Below are 15700 nucleotides of genomic sequence, written 5' to 3' on the forward strand. Positions count from 1 at the left end.
CAGTGGGTGCCTCCGCTGCGTATCGCCGTGCGCGACGCGCTCGATACCAAGAACAATCCGTTCTATCGATCGGCCGATCGCCAGCTGTTTCTCGCACTGCGCAGCGGTCAACCGGTCGGCCGAATCGCCGCAATCGAGAATCGAGCGCACAATGAGTTCCACAAAGATCGCGTGGGATTCTTTGGCTTCTTCGAATGTCAGGATGACCCGGAGGCGTCAGCGGCCCTCTTCGCCGCCGCCGAGGCTTGGCTTCGCGATCGTGGCCTCGATACGATGCGCGGCCCCGTAAATCCGTCCACGAACCATGAATGCGGCATGCTCGTCCGGGGATTCCGCTGGCACCCGATGATCATGACGACGTGGAATCCGCGGTACTACCCGACCCTCCTGGAGTCGGCCGGATTCGCCAAGGCCAAAGACTTGCTTGCGTATTTCTTCCCCATGCAAGGGGAGCGGGCATTCGAGATGCCCGAACGATACCGCATCCACGCCGAGCGAGCTCTCAAAGGCCAGCGCCTGACCTTTCGCGATCTCGATCTGAAGCAGTTCAAGCAGGAAACTGAACGCTGCTGGGAGATCTACAACTCGGCCTGGGAGCCCAACTGGGGATTCGTCCCCATGTCGAAAGAAAGCTTCATGCACGAAGCTCAGGTCCTGAAGTACATCGTGTGGCCGCAATTCACCTTCATGGCGGAAGTCGATGGCGAGCCGGCAGGCTTCATGATCATCGTTCCAGACTTTCATCATGCGTTCAAGGCCGTTGGGAATGGACGACTCTTTCCGACCGGACTCTTCAAGCTCCTTGCCGCAAAACGACGCATTCGAAGTGGACGCATCATGATCCTCGGCGCCAAGGAGGAGTACCGCAAGCGCGGTATCTTCGCGCTCTTCGCCCATGAGATGTTTCGTCGTGGGAGAGAATTCAACGCGGTTGGCGCAGAAGCGTCGTGGATTCTCGAGGACAATGACAAGCTCAACCGTCCGCTGGTTGCCCTCGGCGCAAAGGAGTATCGCCGATGGCGGATTTACGATCGGCCCATCGTTCCGGCGCTATGAGCATTCTTGATAAGTGTGCGTCGTACACGACGCCGCTCGAAGTGCAAGCAATGGGCATCTATCCGTACTTCACGCCGATTCAGGAGACCACGGCGACCGAAGCACGGATCGGGGGTGTTTGGAAGATCATGGTTGGCTCGAACAATTACCTCGGGCTCACCCATCACCCGCGAGTTCTCGAGGCGAGCCACCGCGCTGCGCTTCGGTATGGCGCTGGCTCCACGGGTAGTCGCTTCCTGAACGGGACGCTCGACCTTCACTACACACTCGAAGCTCGCCTCGCGGAGTTCTTCAAGAAGCCGGCGGCTCTAGTCTTCACCACGGGTTATCAGGCAAGTCTTGGTGCGCTCGCTCCACTCCTTGGCCGCGGCGACCACGTTTTCCTCGATCGTCTCGATCACGCGTCGCTCGTTGACGGCGCGCGGCTCGGCTTGGGCGAGATACATCGCTACGCGCACGGTGATGTGAACGGACTTTCCAGACAACTCGCGCGTACGCCGCGCGACGCAGGGCGACTCGTCGTCACGGACGGCGTGTTTTCCATGGAAGGCAGCATCGTTGACTTGCCAGCGCTCGTTGCGGTTAGCAAGGAGCACGGCGCAGCACTTCTCGTCGACGAAGCGCATGCACTTGGTGTCCTGGGCGACGACGGGGCTGGAACGGCAAGCCACTTCGGCCTCGGCGACAGTGTCGATTTGCTGCTTGCGACATTCTCGAAGTCGCTAGCGTCGGTCGGCGGCGTTGTCGTCGGACAAGAAGACGTCATTCGATATTTGCGTCATCACAGTCGCGCGCTGATCTTCACCGCCAGCATGCCTCCGGCGTCGGTCGCCGGCGCGCTTGCTGCGCTCGATCTACTACGCGAGGAACCGGATCGGCGCGTTCGACTCTGGCGCAACACCACTCGCGTAGCCGACGGACTTCGTGCGCTCGGACTCGATGTCGGCGCGACGCAGACGCCGGTGATTCCGGTGCTGGTCGGCGATCCGATTCGCGCAATGTCTACTTGGCGCGCGCTATTCGACGAAGGCGTGTTCACCCATCCGATCATTCCGCCCGCCGTTCCGGCGCACGCATGTCGGATTCGCGTCTCGATGTCGGCCGAGCACACTGACGAGCAGATCGACCGTGTCCTCGCCGCGTTTGAAAGCGTGACGCGATCGATGTCGCTCGGACGGTCCGACGCATCCGCTCGTGCCGAATTCACGTCGTTTCCCGCGAACGCCTCCCTTTGACCGAGGCTACCGATGAAAGTCGCGCTCATCTGCGACTGGTTTCATCCGCGCGTTGGAGGCATTGAGCTCCACCTGCGCGACCTCGCAATTCAGTTGCAGGGTCGCGGGCACGACGTAGTGGTCATCACCTCCACGCGCGGCGACGAAACGCTGGATGGCATTCGCGTTCGCCGTATCGATGGACTTCGGGCGCCTCGCTTCGACTTTCTGGTCACACCCGGTGGCATTCACGCCGTTGGCAAAGCCATCGCGGACGAGAAGGTCGACGTCGCGCACTGTCATGTCAGCATCGTCTCGCCTGTCGCACTCGGCGGCGCCCTCGAGGCAAAGCGCCGAGGAATTCCGGCGGCAGTGACGTTCCATTCTGTCGTTCCGCAGACGCCGCTGCTCGCTCGCCTGGTGAATCTGTCGCTTCGCACGTCGCGTTGGCCTGTGCGTTACTCCGCGGTCAGCGAGCGTGTGGCGCGCGATGTACGTCCGGCAGCGGGGCAGCAGACAATCAGTGTTCTCTCGAACGGTATCGATGCGGGCTTCTGGCGCGTCGAACCTGTTGCGGGTACTGACGACACGCTGCGACTCATGACGGTGATGCGCCTGAATCCGAAAAAGCGGCCGTTGGCGCTCGTCGATTTCAGTCGTCGTCTTGCAACCCTTCTGCCGAAAAGGCGTGTCCATCTTCGCATCATTGGCGATGGTCCGCAGCGGGTATCGCTCGAACGAGCAATCGTCCGCGGCGGCCTCTCCGATCGAATCACCGTGGTTGGGCGCCAAACGCGTGACGAGATTCGGCAGCACCTCGCTGCAAGCGACGTTTTCGTCCTTCCGACCATTCGCGAATCGTTCGGCCTCGCTGCACTCGAGGCGCGCTGCGCCGGCGTTCCGGTCGTGGCCATGCGCAACTCCGGCGTCGCCGAAATCATTTCGCATGGGCAGAGTGGCCTACTCGCTTCGTCCGATGAGGAGATGGCGCAGCTCGTAGCCCATCTCGCTGTCGACAAGAAGCGCCGATTGGCGATTGCACACTTCAATCGGACAACAACGCCGGCCTTTGACTGGTCCACTGTCGTCGACGATCACCTCGCGATTTATCGTGAGGCAATCGCACTTCGTGCCACGGTGTGAGCGGATATATAGATGTAGCCAATGCCCACTGATGGCAGCATGAAGCAGATGTGCTGCACGAGTGCGAGGCTCATCGCCAGCTCCGGCGTGACGCCAAGGTATCGATAGGCGAGAAACACGCTCGCCTCGTACGTTCCGAGATTGCCGGGCGATACGGGAATCATCGAGCCGAGAATGACCGACGCGAGTACGAGAAGCGTCCCGGATAACGGAATCGCGAGACCGAAAGCGTGTTGAATTGCGGCAATCGCGCACGCCTCCACCGCTTTCATCCCGAGCACGTAGCCCATCGCCCGCAATGCGCGTGGCCGTCGGAAAAGGCGGAGTTCCTTGGCCCAACGTGACGCGACCAGCAACGTGACGAACCACGCACCGACAATCAGTGACGCCGTCGTGATTCCCGCACGCATCCACGGTGGTAGTGGCACGAGGAGACCGACGAGCAGAAACACCGTCACCTTCGCCAATCCTTCGCCTAGCTGATCGAGCGCCATCACCGACAGCGCGCCACGCTGCGTCGTGTTTCCACGCCGAATCAACAGAACGATGCTCGACGCGTGGCCGCCGCCGAACGGTACTGTATTCATCAAGGCTGATGCTGTCGACGCGATCTCGAACATCCGACCGAATCCAATGGCGGTTTCGTTGTCCGGACGTAGCGCTCGCCAAAAGGCCGCCCACCATATGAGAATGGCGGCATTCGCTGCGACCCCGATCGCGATCCAACCCGGACGTACCGCCGAGAGGACGTCGCTCGCTCGTGTCCAATCGACCGTCCGCGCGCAAACGACCAGCAGCGACGTAGCAACTAGCCAACCGAAGACGAGTGCGAGTCGTCGTCGTCCAGGCGTCCACGCAAATGTCATTGCATTGCGCCGAGTTCTCGCATCCGAACGAAGTGCGCGTTGCGGTGTGCGTAGGACGTCAGTACGTCGCGGACACAGCCAAGTGCGATATCACCCGTCTTGAAGCGACAGTCGAGCCTGAGCTTTTCGCGGCGGAGATCGACGAACTCCCACGGATGCACGAACAGCACAATTGGATTCGACAGCGCGGCCAGATAGGCGCGTCGCACGGGATTCGGCAGCCGCAATACGGACGACGTCACTGACGCAGCGATGCGACGCATCTTGGTCGGCGGTGATTTGTAGTACGCGAGCTTGTACTTCGCCTGCGACGAGTCGAGATCGAAGTCGGAATTCTCTAAGAGCTCGACGTACTCGTCTGGAAAGCGGAGGTACGGCGCGCGGAACGACGTCACTGGCGCGAACGCGCGAAGTATCGCCGCCGATTGTTCAATCTCCCTCCGCGCCGCTTGCACATCTAGAGACGTGAACGCCGTATGCGTCATCCCGTGGCAGCCGAGCTCGTGGCCGGCCGCGAGTACACGTTCGACCGCGCGAGGATACCGTGTCGCAACGTCGCCAGTCGTGAAGAACGTCGCGGGAACGCCGAGATCTGCGAGGACTTCGAGTAGTGCCGGCAGTCCGTGTTCTACTCCGCGATAACCCTGCAAGAACGGCGGGCAGTCAGGCTCGAGGTCCACGGTGAAAGCGACGACTGGTTTATTGTCTCTCACGGCCGTACAACCACGGCTGCGCGCCCGAGTACATTCGTTCGATCGTCGCCACCAACGAAATTGAAGTTCGCTACGCGTTCTACGCCGCCAGCGATGGTGAGCGAAAGCAACGTTGTTTGTGCGCGCGTCCAGGTGGCCATCACCCGCGCGCGTTTTTCACTCGGGCGGCGATCGACGAGCTCGAAGTGAAATCCCTCTTCGTGAGCGCCAGTCGTTGCCGAACGATAGGTGTTGCCGCTCCGTGTCTCGAAGGCTCCATTGACCGACAATTGGCCGAACGGTCCAGCGTCCCTGTCGAGCGTGACATACCCACCGACGCCACGAGGCCCGAGGGGATCTCCGAGCAACAGCTGGTTCATCGCGATTGGATAGTCCGAGTGCGTGTAGTAGCGAATCCCAGTTTTATGATACTCGGCCCGAACACCAAGCGCACCGCACTCCATCAGACACGTGAATGACAGCCCGAATAGATAGCCTGCGTCATCGGTGAACCCACGGCTCAGGTTGCGTCCGTCGAAGTCGTCGGCGTTGCCCTCGGCGTAGAACTCGAAGCCGCGCCAACGCGGCATGCGCCAGTGCAGATCGACACCAGCGAGTTTGTTCGAGAACTGGAAATCCGACGACGTTCTCAATGCATCGATGATGGGAATGACGTCGAGCACGCGATCGCCGAAGCTCGCGGGCTGGCCGCCGTTTCCGCCCATTGCGTCGATGACCTGAACGCCGATCTCGAGTTGTGGATGAGGAAGCGCCGCGACGTGGTAGCCAATCAGCTTTGAGTGCGGATGTGGCTGGTGATCCGAGCCGAGATCAGCGCCGAACAACACGCCGCGCATGGGGCCGAGCAGTCGCGAGATGAGTGGGATCCGCCAAGGGCGATCATTCGAGATCCGAACGAGATTGAGCGCCGGCGCGTTGTCCGAGAGCAACAGCCCGCCCGTCGGTGCCTGGCCAAAGATCGCATAGTCCCGTCCAGCTTCGATCGAGAAGTCGCCGAACAGACTGTTGAGGGATCCCGACTGTAGCCGAAGGTCTGCCTGACCCCCGTAGAACATCCCCGTCGCGATGGTCGCACGAGGATTCAATGTCGCCGCGAAGTGTGAGCCGAGCAGCGCGGCGTGCATCGACTCGATGGTGGCAGTTCCTCCATCCGCGATCGGTCGTCCCTGCCGGTACGCGACGAGCGGATTGATGACCGCGTCGACCCGGCCGTTGAAGTCACTCGGGATCGTGCGATACGGGCTGTCCATGCCAGCGACTTCGGCGCCAATCGCGTCGATCGCGCGGTTCTCGGTTCGCGTGTATCGCGCGAGATCGAAAGTGATCGTTTGCTGTGCCCACGCTCCTCCGGACCGCGCACGACTGATGTTTCTCTGCGCTTCGTTGAGCAAGCGCCGGATTTCTCGTTCGCTGAATGGCCGCGCACCCACCAGCAGTGTGTCGATCAGCCCCATCGCGGCGAGGCGCTCGACATCGCGATACACTCCTGCGGTCGGCGAAACGAGCGGCGTTGCCTGACTGAACGATCGCGAAGGCAACACACCTATGACTGCGGCTAACGCAGCGCGACGGAAGATCGAGTTCAATCAGAGCCAACCGTTCGTCGTGTACCACTCGTGCGTCGTGCGCAGGCCATCGTACAGCCGAACCGTTGGGGAAAAGCCGATCTCTTGCTTCGCGCGCTCACTGGAGCAAACCCAGAACTCCGGTGCGGCGAGCGCGACCTTCTGGCTCGTCAGCAAACCGGCATGACCTGAGACTGACGCCGCGATGTCACCAGCCGCCGCACCAAGGCGGACGAGTGTTCTCGGAACCTCTAGGTCCACCTTTAGTGAGCGCTGGACGCACGTCGCGCATTCACGAAATAGCTCGCCCCATTGAATCGGATGATCGTTCGCCATGAAGTAGGCACGGCCCAATGCGCGATCATCCACGCTCGCGCGTAGCACGCCGCTCGCGAGATCGTCGACGTGAATGATCGAGATCCACTGATTCCGGTTTCCCGGATGAATGGCGACACCTCGACGAGCCAAGCGAAACATGGACAGAAAGTCTCGATCTCCCGGGCCGTAGACGGCGGCGGGACGCAGAATCACGAAGGGCAGTGTGCCTGCGGAGTGCAGAACTCGTTCCGCGTCGAGCTTGGTTTGTCCGTACGCCTCGATCGGAGCGGACTCGTCGTCCTCTCGCCGCGGTCGCTCGCGCGACACAGCCGGCCCAGCGGCAGCCTGCGACGAGATGAAGACGAACCGTCCAACGCCAGCGCGCCGAGCCGCGTCGAATACGTGCCGAGTCAGCCGGACGTTCGAATCCCGGAGTTCCGCAATGCTCGGAGCGCGCGTCGCTCCGGCAGCGTGGACCACGACATCGGCGCCAGAAAGTTTGCCGACCAGCCCGTCGTCCTCGAAGTCGCGACGCACGATAGGGCGCACTTCCCAGCCTGCGGAAGAAAGGCGACGGACGAGATTCTGGCCGATGAACCCGTTCGCACCAGTGACGGCCACGATCATCGCACGCCTCCCGCTACTTCATCGCCGCACAGCTCGCATCAACGGGAGTCCGAGCGCCGAATTTGGTCCGAACGACGCCCGCCCTTCCGTCGGCCGCAATCGTCACGATATACAGATTGTCATACTCGGCATCACAGATGGCCGCTGGTCGCTTCGCTCCCAGTGCCTCGATGATTGCCGGTACGGTGTTCGAGTGGCCGACGACGAGGACCGTATGTCCCGCATGCTTCCGGACCGCCGCAGCAACCTCTTGAGGATGCGTTGCGCCAGAGCCCGCTGTGATGACCTCGGTCGGTATCGACAGCGCGGCAACCGTTGGCTGGGCGGTTCCCTTCGTTCGCGCGAACTGCGTCGTGATCGCGACAGTCACACCGGCGTCGCGAATCGCCGCCAGAAGATCGCGGGCGCGTTCTTCGCCCGCCGCGGTCAGCGGCGGATCGTCTGCGGGCGCGGCAGCCTTTTCGGCGTGGCGAACGACGATCACGGTCATCGCCTGGCTGTCGCGCTGTGCTGACAAGCCGGATGCCGCAACGAGCATGAGCCCGCCAAGCAACGCCGACTGCATTGAACGCATGAAGGAGCTCATTGATTTGTCTTGAGAGACGCTACGGACGCCACAGCCCGTTCGCACAGTTTGGCGCCTCGCTCCCCTTCAAGCAACCGCACTGCATCCTCGTGCGTCATGCCGTCTCGATACGGGCGACTCGAAGTGATCGCGTCGTACATGTCGGCCACGGCCAACACCCGCGCCGACAGGTCGAGCTGTTTGTCTTTGATGGACCACGGATAGCCCGAGCCATCGATCTTTTCGTGGTGCGTTGCCGCGGTCCATGCAAAGCCGCCAAACGCAGATACCTGCGAGAGAATCGACATCGTGTACTTCGGATGTTCGCGCATCTGCGTCCACTCCTCCGGCGACAGCTTACCCGGCTTGTCGAGAATGCGATTCGACACACCGAGCTTGCCGATATCGTGGAGCAGACCCGCCCTATAGATCCGTCGTTGTTCATCGGCGTCGAAGCCCAATTCTCCGGCAAGCACGCGCGCATACGAAGCAACGCGCGCCGAATGGCTCGACGTATACGGAGATTTGGCATCAATGATCGCCGCGAACGCGGTAGCAATCGCATCGAGGCCATCGTCGTCCACGAAGCGCACGTTGTCCGTCGGTTCGGCCGCGACTACGCGCGCGCGAATATCGGGAGCTCGCAGAGATCGCCAAAATTCATCGTCGCGCTCCCACGACAACACCACGTCGACCAGTCGCGGATCGAACCAGCTTCCTCGTCGCCGACGAACCTCGCGTAGCGCTCCGCGCACGCCGCGCGAGTCATGAAGCACATCGACCACCTGGGCGATGTTTGCAATTCTCGCGAGCAACGGAATCTGCTCTTCCGTCAGTCCCTCCGGGTAACCGAGGCCACACCAATGCTCGTCGAGCGAGCGAATGGCGCTGGCGGTCGCCTCAGGAAAGCCGAGTTGCAGCGCGATGGATGCACCGCGTTCGCAACGGACGGCGATGAGATCACGCGTCATCCCTTCTGTCTGCGCAATCGCCGCGAAGTGTCTGAAGCGTTCCGCAATCGACTTTCCTTCGCCAACGTTTCTCGCCGTCTGAAACGCGAGCGTAAAGCGCGCGTGCCAGTCGACGAGCTTCATGCGCGGCTTGACGTGCCGATCGTCAGATCCGAACAGCGCCGCCATGCGCGCCGCGTTGCTCGAACACCCGGCGTCCTTGAGCAGCAGCGCGTAGTACAGAGCGGAGCGATCGGTTGCCGGCAACGAAAGTTCGTCCGCAATGCGCATCCCAATGAGACACGCGCGAATCGTGTGGCCGAGTGGTTGACCTTCCGTGAGATCGAGCGCGTGCGACAGCGCGGCGAGAACCTCGGAGAGGCTCACCTGCACTGCGGGTGCCGCGCTCGTTGTCATCGTGTCCGGTGTCCGCACCTATCCCTCATCGGCCTCGTCCGCCCCCGACCGACTGTTGCACGTCGCGGGTGTAAGGTCTAGACAGACAAAACGGGGCCGCGCAACGCGCGGCCCCGCTCACCTTCCCTAAGCCTAGACTCGGCTTAGATGGCGCTCCACTTCACCAACGCCTTCACGACAGTGGTGATCATCGCCATTTCGGCGATCATTCGGGTACGGAACAGCGTCGCCGCCGGGACTCTCTTCGCGCCAAACCAGCGGCGCCGCGCGGGGGCATCGACGAGGGCATCGGCCAGATCACGCCCGGTGCGCCAACGCTCATCGCGGCTCTTCATCAGGCAGCGCTCGATCGCCGCCGACAACGCTTCTGGAACGTCCGGGCGCGCATCCGAGAGCGGAACGTGCGATTCGGTGATGTGCTTCGCGGCAAGCGCTTCGAACGTTTGACCGTCGAAGGGAAGCACGCCGGTCAGCATGTAGTAGCCGAGCACGCCGACCGAATAGAGATCGCTCCGATTGTCGATGTCGAGCTCACCAGCGGCCTGCTCGGGCGACATGTAGTGCGGCGTACCAAACGCGCGTGACGAGTCCGCACGAACCGGATCGAGCGACCGCTGCAGCGCGACACCGAAATCAGTGAGCAACGCGCGATTGCTTCCACGCTCGAGCAGAATGTTCTCCGCCTTGAGATCGCGGTGCACAACGCCGTCGCGATGCGCCGAATCCAGCGCCAGTGCGAGATCGCGAAGAATGCGCTGCACTTCGTTCGCCGGCAGCGTGTGTTCGCGCCGCATGCGCTCAGCCAGCGACTCACCGTGCACGTATTTCATGACGATGTAGACGAGCGGCGCATTGCCCGCGTCGTCATGGATTTCGCCGAAGGTGTGGACCGGAACGATGTTGGGGTGGCTCAGGCGCGCCGTCATGCGCGCCTCGCGGCGAAAGCGCTCGCGGTGCTCTTCCGACGACGTGAACTCGTACCGAAGGACCTTGATGGCGACCAGACGGTGCAGCGCGATATCGCGCGCAAGGAAGACGACGCCCATTCCACCGCGCCCGATTTCGCGGACGATCTGGAAGTGTGCGCCAAGGTGTTTGACGACTTGCTCGTGCTCCCAGTGCGCGGACACCACGGGAAGCTCGCCGGAAACCGGGAGCTCGAGCGTGTCAGCGTAGGGATCGACGAGGAACGACTGGGGACTCATGACGAAAACCGAATGACCTGGAAGTGCGGGGATTGCAGAAGGGCTCTTTCCCACTGAGACACAGCGAGCGTCCGAAGGGTTTGCCTAGGGAAGACGTGTGCCGCCTCTGGTCAGTACGGATGTCGTTCGCTGAAAGTTACTTAGCGAAGATTTCCCGCCTCGTGCGCTCGCTCTGACTGTCCGGAATTGGGACGCGACGGTCGAACCCGGAACCAGATTTCGTGGCCTCGGACAACCAGTTAGCCGCTTTGTGTGTCCCATTGACATTCTATGGGAAGCACGCACTTTCCCAGAGACACTCTATGGGACCGCCCATGGCCAACGACGCCATCGAACTGCTCCAAGGCACGCTCGATCTCCTCATCCTCAAAACGCTCAGCTGGGGCTCGACCCACGGCTACGGCATCGCGCGCTGGATTCAGCAAGTCACCGGCGACGTGCTCCGCATCGAAGAAGGATCGCTCTACCCCGCGCTGCACCGGCTCGAGAAACGCGGATGGATCGACGCCGAGTGGGGGCTCTCCGAGAACAATCGCCGCGCGAAGTTCTACAAACTCACGACACGCGGACGCCAACAGCTCCGCACCGAAACATCGTCGTGGTCCGTGTTCTCTGACGCAGTCGGCAAAGTGCTCACGTCGACCGATCAACCCACCTGGTCGCGTTCATGAACGCGCCACACCGCGCTCCCGCGTGGCGTCGATATCTGCGCTTCTGGGGCAACGACCCGGCACGCGATCTCGACGACGAACTCCGCTTTCATATCGAATCGCGCTACGACGAATATCTGCGCGACGGCATGGATCCGGCCCGCGCACGCGCCGAAGCAGAACGACGATTCGGTGATGTCGTCAGCGTGCGCGATAGCTGCGTCGCCGTTGACTCGCAGTGGCAGAGGGAACGAACGATGTCCGATCTTTTTGAAGGCCTAGTCGCGGATCTCCGCTTCGCCGTACGTCAGCTGCGTCGCAGTCCATCGCTCAGCATCGCCGCCATTCTGTGTTTCGCACTCGGCATCGGTGCCAACACGTCGATCTTCAGCGTCGTCGACGCGGTGCTCTTCCGTCCACTCCCCTTCCCCGAGTCGAACCGCTTGGTCATCGTCGGCGAAGAGTTGCCGCATTTTGGCGGCGGCAATCGAGGACTCATCTCCACCGCCGAGTATGCGGACTATCGACAGCTCAACGGTCGTGCGTTCGAGAGCTCCGCGGTCTATGAGAATACGTCGTTCACAATCACGGGCTCCGGCGATCCCGAGCGCGTTGCCGGCGCGGCCGTCTCAGCGTCGCTCTTCAAAGTACTTCGCGTCGACGCCGTCGTCGGTCGAACCTTCCTGGCCAACGAAGACATTGTCGGTGGTCCGAACGTCGTGGTCCTGAGCCACGCACTCTGGCAGAAACGCTTCAATGCCAGTCGTTCGGTCGTTGGTACGACAATGGTCGTGAACGGCGTGCCATCGACGATCATTGGCGTGATGCCGCGTGGATTCGCGTTTCCGCTCCCGGGACTCGGCAATGGCGTAGCCGATCTCTTCGAACCGTACTGGATCACACCGGAAGTCGAGAAGCAGCGCGGCAATTCCTACAACGCGACGTTCATCGCACGTCTTGCCCCGGGCGTGACGATCGATAACGCGAGGCGTGCCGCCAATGACATCGCCGCGCGACTGCCTCAACTTCACCCTGGCGTGTACGGTCCGCGACAATCGACCATCGCCGATGTGTTCTCGCTGCGTGAACGCGCCGTCGGAAACGTTCGTCGATCGTTGACCGTTCTGTTCGTCGCCGTTGGCCTCGTGCTGCTCATTGCGTGCATCAATGTTTCGAGCCTCCTACTCGCCCGCGCCGCCACTCGTCAGCGCGAACTCTCCGTTCGACGCGCACTCGGTGCTTCACGCGCGCGGTTGGCGCGACAGTTTCTCGCTGAGAGCGTCGTACTGATCGCGATCGGTAGCGCGCTCGGGACCGCGTTCGCGGCCTGGGGCTCGCGTACACTCGCACTTCGAGCTCCTCGAGCGCTGCTGCAAGGCTACGACATTTCGGTGAATGCGCGTCTTGCTGTTCACCGCCGCAATCGCGACGCTCACTGCAGTCGTCGTGTCGCTGCTTCCGGTGATGCAGCAACCGGAGAACGGTCTCGCGCGTTCGCTTCGCGATGAAGGCCGATCATCGAGCGGCAGCGTTACGCGTCAGCGCGGCCGCAGAACACTCGTCATCAGTGAGATCGCCCTCGCGATGGTCGTTGCGACCGGTGCTGGCCTCATGATGAAGAGTTTTCTCAACGCGCGAAACGTCGATCCGGGATTCGATCCGCAAGGGCTGGTTTCGCTACGCCTCGGGCTCGTGGATTCTCGATATCGAACGGCAGACGAGATCGTCCGCTTTGAGAAGAACCTTGTCGAGCGGCTTCGCACCCTTCCGGGTGTGTCTGCGGCGACGGTTGCGAGTACGGTTCCGATGGGTGGTACGCAGCATCTCAGCTTTTCGATCGAGAATCGTGAGCTTTCACAGATTCCGATCGCCACGAATACGCTCGTCTTTCCACAGTACTTCGAGACGATGCGAAATCCCATCCGTGCCGGCTCGGCATTCACCGGACTCGAGCGACTCGACTCACCGCCGGTTGTCATCATCAACGAAACGCTTGCTCGTCAGTTCTTCGCCGGTGCGAATCCCGTCGGTCAGCGGCTCAAATGGGGCAGCCCAACCTCCAAGGCGGCCTGGGCGACGATCATTGGTGTTGCTGCCGACGTCAAAGCGACTGCGCTCGATACTCCAAACGAGCCGGCGATCTACTTCCCCGCGGCCCAGATGGATACGGTCGTCGTGCAGCGAATGATGCGCAGCATGGTGTATGTCGTGCGCACCAACGGCAACCCGAGCGCGCTTTTCAATCCCATTCGTCGCGCGGTAAGGGAGGCCGATCCTGAACTGCCTATCGCCTCGCTCTCGACCGTCGACGACATCGTATCACAATCGGTTGCCGGACGCCGATTCAACACGGCGTTGCTTGGCGCGTTCGCGCTCCTCGCGTTGATGCTTGCAGCGGTCGGCATTTACGGACTCATGGCGTACGCGGTCGTTCAGCGCACGCGCGAGATCGGCATTCGTCTCGCCATCGGTGCCACGTCGCTCGACGTCCTTCGGCTGGTCGTTGGCCAGGCAACGCGTGTTGCGCTGGTCGGCGTTGCCATCGGCGTGGCCGGCGCGCTGTTGCTCACGCGCATCATGACCTCGCTGCTCTTCGACGTCAGCCCGATCGATCCGCTGACGTTCGGCACGTCCGCACTCGTGCTCTTCGCCATCGCCGGCATCGCCAGCTATCTGCCCGCACGCCGAGCGGCGTCGATTGATCCGCAGTCCGCTATTCGCGCCGAGTAGGTGTTGCGTCGGCGGCTACTTCACCACCATTGCCGTGAACGGAAAGACGTACTGTTGGAGAAGAGTGAGTAGGCCAACGAGTCCGGCAAGCATAAGGCTGTGAAAGAATACGAATCGCAGAATGCGCCATTCGTGGCCCACATAGCCAGTCGCCGTACTTGCGACGCAGATGCTCTGCGCGTCGATCATCTTGCCCATTACGCCGCCGGAGCTGTTTGCTGCCGCCATCAATACGGGACTCAGCCCAAGGCGAGTCGCCGTGATCGTCTGCAGGCTGCCGAATAGCACGTTGCTCGACGTGTCGCTTCCGGTGACTGCGACGCCGAGCCATCCGAGCATTGCCGCAAAGAAGGGATACACAACGCCCGTGCGAGCGAACGCGAGACCGAGGATCGCATCTTCGCCGGAGTACCGCGACGTGTACCCCAACGCGAGCATCGCAGCGATCGTCAAGAGTGAACGCCAGACGACGGCGAGCGTCGTGACATACTTATGCACCAGTTCACCAACCGAATAGCGAAGCATCAATCCGGTGATGATTGCCGTAATGAGAATCGCCGTGCCGCTCGCTGATAGCCAGTTGAACAGAAACACCGCCGGTTCCGCAGTCGGTTTGGCCACGACAGGGACTGCACGCAGCACCATCTTGTCGAGTCCTGGCACCGCGAACGTCGGTGCCGACAAGTGATTCAGGTAGCCTTTCACCTGCGGCGTGCCCCATGCAAACACGATCACCGTCAGAATCACCCAAGGTAGGATCGCGACACGAAGTGACGGACTCGCGCGGCCTGAGTCTGGCAACGGGTCAGCGTGGAAGTCGGCGGAGAGCGGCGTGCCGCCCGACCGGCGCCATACGCGCAGAAACAACGCCAGCGAGAGCATCGAGCACGCGGCGGCGATGATATCGACCAACCACGGCCCGTGAAAGTTGGAAACGAGAAATTGAGGAATCGCGAACGTTGCTCCTGCCACGAACACCGCCGGCCAGATCTCCTTCACTCCGCGCCATCCTGAGTACGCAGCGATCAGCCAGAAGGGCACGATCAGCGAGAAGATCGGCAGCTGACGACCAATCATTGCGCTGAGTGCGTTGAGATCGAGCCCCGTGACACCTTGCAGCGCAATCACCGGCGTGCCGAGCGCGCCGAATGCGACTGGTGCCGTATTCGCGATCAACGAAAGTGCCGACGCTTCGAGCGGCGGAAAACCAATGCCGATGAGAATCGCGCCGGTCACCGCGACGGGAGTTCCGAAGCCCGCGGCACCTTCGAAGAAGGCGCCAAAGCAAAATGCGACGAGAAGCAGCTGTAGTCGTCGATCAGTTGTGATGTTTGTAATCGCGCGTTGCAGCGCGACGAAAACGCCGCGCTCCTCGGTGACGCGATAGAGGAACATGACGTTCAACACGATCCACCCGATGGGCAGCATGCCATACGCTGCGCCGAGCAGAGCGGCTCGTCCGGCCATGGGCGCCGGCATCCCAATCACAGTGACGGCAACGAGTAGCGACGCGGCCAGTCCAGCGAGCGCAGCCATATGTGCTGGAACTCGACGGAGCGCGAGGAGTCCAAGTAGGATGACAAGCGGAAGCGCGGCGACGATCGTCGACAGCGGCCCGTGCAACGGATCGTAGTTCTGCTGCCACGGCATATGCGCCAGGGTAGAGGAGACGCTATACATC

The 15700-nt window shown here is 61.8% G+C and carries 14 protein-coding genes; 6 read left to right on the forward strand and 8 right to left on the reverse strand.

The window, feature by feature from the left end; genetic code table 11:
* Positions 1 to 6: 6 nt before the first annotated feature.
* Genes AC6H4Z_RS24580 through AC6H4Z_RS24590 form a run of 3 tightly spaced genes read left to right on the forward strand, consistent with a single transcriptional unit; the run spans position 7 to position 3413 of the window.
* Positions 7 to 1056 carry an N-acetyltransferase gene (locus AC6H4Z_RS24580; protein ID WP_497544618.1) on the forward strand — a complete coding sequence of 350 codons (1050 nt, stop codon included), beginning with the start codon at positions 7 to 9 and terminating at the stop codon, positions 1054 to 1056.
* The gene (locus AC6H4Z_RS24585; RefSeq protein WP_497544619.1) at positions 1053 to 2291 is read left to right on the forward strand and encodes an aminotransferase class I/II-fold pyridoxal phosphate-dependent enzyme; all 1239 of its coding nucleotides are present in this window, start codon (positions 1053 to 1055) and stop codon (positions 2289 to 2291) included. The genes AC6H4Z_RS24580 and AC6H4Z_RS24585 overlap by 4 nt, the downstream gene beginning before the upstream one ends.
* Before the next feature lie 12 nt (positions 2292 to 2303).
* On the forward strand, positions 2304 to 3413 hold the full coding sequence (locus tag AC6H4Z_RS24590; protein ID WP_497544620.1) for a glycosyltransferase family 4 protein: 1110 nt from the start codon (positions 2304 to 2306) through the stop codon (positions 3411 to 3413).
* Here AC6H4Z_RS24590 and AC6H4Z_RS24595 read toward each other — a convergent pair.
* The 7 genes from AC6H4Z_RS24595 to AC6H4Z_RS24625 form a co-directional block, all read right to left on the reverse strand.
* Complete coding sequence (locus AC6H4Z_RS24595; RefSeq protein ID WP_497544621.1) at positions 3377 to 4279, reverse strand: lysylphosphatidylglycerol synthase transmembrane domain-containing protein; 903 nt, start codon at positions 4277 to 4279, stop codon at positions 3377 to 3379. The genes AC6H4Z_RS24590 and AC6H4Z_RS24595 overlap by 37 nt on opposite strands.
* A complete protein-coding gene (locus tag AC6H4Z_RS24600) occupies positions 4276 to 4992 on the reverse strand; it encodes a polysaccharide deacetylase family protein (RefSeq protein WP_497544622.1) in 717 nt (238 codons plus the stop codon). Before AC6H4Z_RS24600 ends, AC6H4Z_RS24595 begins: the two co-directional genes overlap by 4 nt.
* Positions 4989 to 6533 (reverse strand): capsule assembly Wzi family protein, encoded by a 1545-nt coding sequence (locus tag AC6H4Z_RS24605; protein ID WP_497544623.1) that lies wholly within the window; start codon positions 6531 to 6533, stop codon positions 4989 to 4991. Before AC6H4Z_RS24605 ends, AC6H4Z_RS24600 begins: the two co-directional genes overlap by 4 nt.
* A gap of 45 nt (positions 6534 to 6578) precedes the next feature.
* Positions 6579 to 7502: an NAD-dependent epimerase/dehydratase family protein gene (locus AC6H4Z_RS24610; protein WP_497544624.1), complete on the reverse strand. Its 924-nt coding sequence runs from the start codon at positions 7500 to 7502 to the stop codon at positions 6579 to 6581.
* Positions 7503 to 7515: 13 nt separating this feature from the next.
* Entirely contained in the window at positions 7516 to 8088 is a 573-nt protein-coding gene (locus AC6H4Z_RS24615; protein WP_497544625.1) for a SixA phosphatase family protein, read from the reverse strand.
* On the reverse strand, positions 8085 to 9434 hold the full coding sequence (locus AC6H4Z_RS24620; RefSeq protein WP_497544626.1) for an HD-GYP domain-containing protein: 1350 nt from the start codon (positions 9432 to 9434) through the stop codon (positions 8085 to 8087). Before AC6H4Z_RS24620 ends, AC6H4Z_RS24615 begins: the two co-directional genes overlap by 4 nt.
* A 143-nt stretch (positions 9435 to 9577) precedes the next feature.
* Positions 9578 to 10639: a serine/threonine-protein kinase gene (locus tag AC6H4Z_RS24625; RefSeq protein ID WP_497544627.1), complete on the reverse strand. Its 1062-nt coding sequence runs from the start codon at positions 10637 to 10639 to the stop codon at positions 9578 to 9580.
* Between the two features lie 314 nt (positions 10640 to 10953).
* Between AC6H4Z_RS24625 and AC6H4Z_RS24630 the strand changes: the two genes are divergently transcribed.
* Genes AC6H4Z_RS24630 through AC6H4Z_RS24640 form a run of 3 tightly spaced genes read left to right on the forward strand, consistent with a single transcriptional unit; the run spans position 10954 to position 14019 of the window.
* The gene (locus tag AC6H4Z_RS24630) at positions 10954 to 11310 is read left to right on the forward strand and encodes a PadR family transcriptional regulator (protein WP_497544628.1); all 357 of its coding nucleotides are present in this window, start codon (positions 10954 to 10956) and stop codon (positions 11308 to 11310) included.
* A complete protein-coding gene (locus AC6H4Z_RS24635) occupies positions 11307 to 12797 on the forward strand; it encodes an ABC transporter permease (protein ID WP_497544629.1) in 1491 nt (496 codons plus the stop codon). Before AC6H4Z_RS24630 ends, AC6H4Z_RS24635 begins: the two co-directional genes overlap by 4 nt.
* Complete coding sequence (locus AC6H4Z_RS24640; RefSeq protein ID WP_497544630.1) at positions 12685 to 14019, forward strand: FtsX-like permease family protein; 1335 nt, start codon at positions 12685 to 12687, stop codon at positions 14017 to 14019. The genes AC6H4Z_RS24635 and AC6H4Z_RS24640 overlap by 113 nt, the downstream gene beginning before the upstream one ends.
* A gap of 15 nt (positions 14020 to 14034) precedes the next feature.
* Here the strand turns inward: AC6H4Z_RS24640 and AC6H4Z_RS24645 are convergent, their stop codons facing one another.
* Positions 14035 to 15669: an L-lactate permease gene (locus tag AC6H4Z_RS24645; RefSeq protein ID WP_497544631.1), complete on the reverse strand. Its 1635-nt coding sequence runs from the start codon at positions 15667 to 15669 to the stop codon at positions 14035 to 14037.
* Positions 15670 to 15700 lie beyond the last annotated feature (31 nt).

The sequence above is a fragment of the Leucogemmata humicola genome (assembly GCF_055379415.1).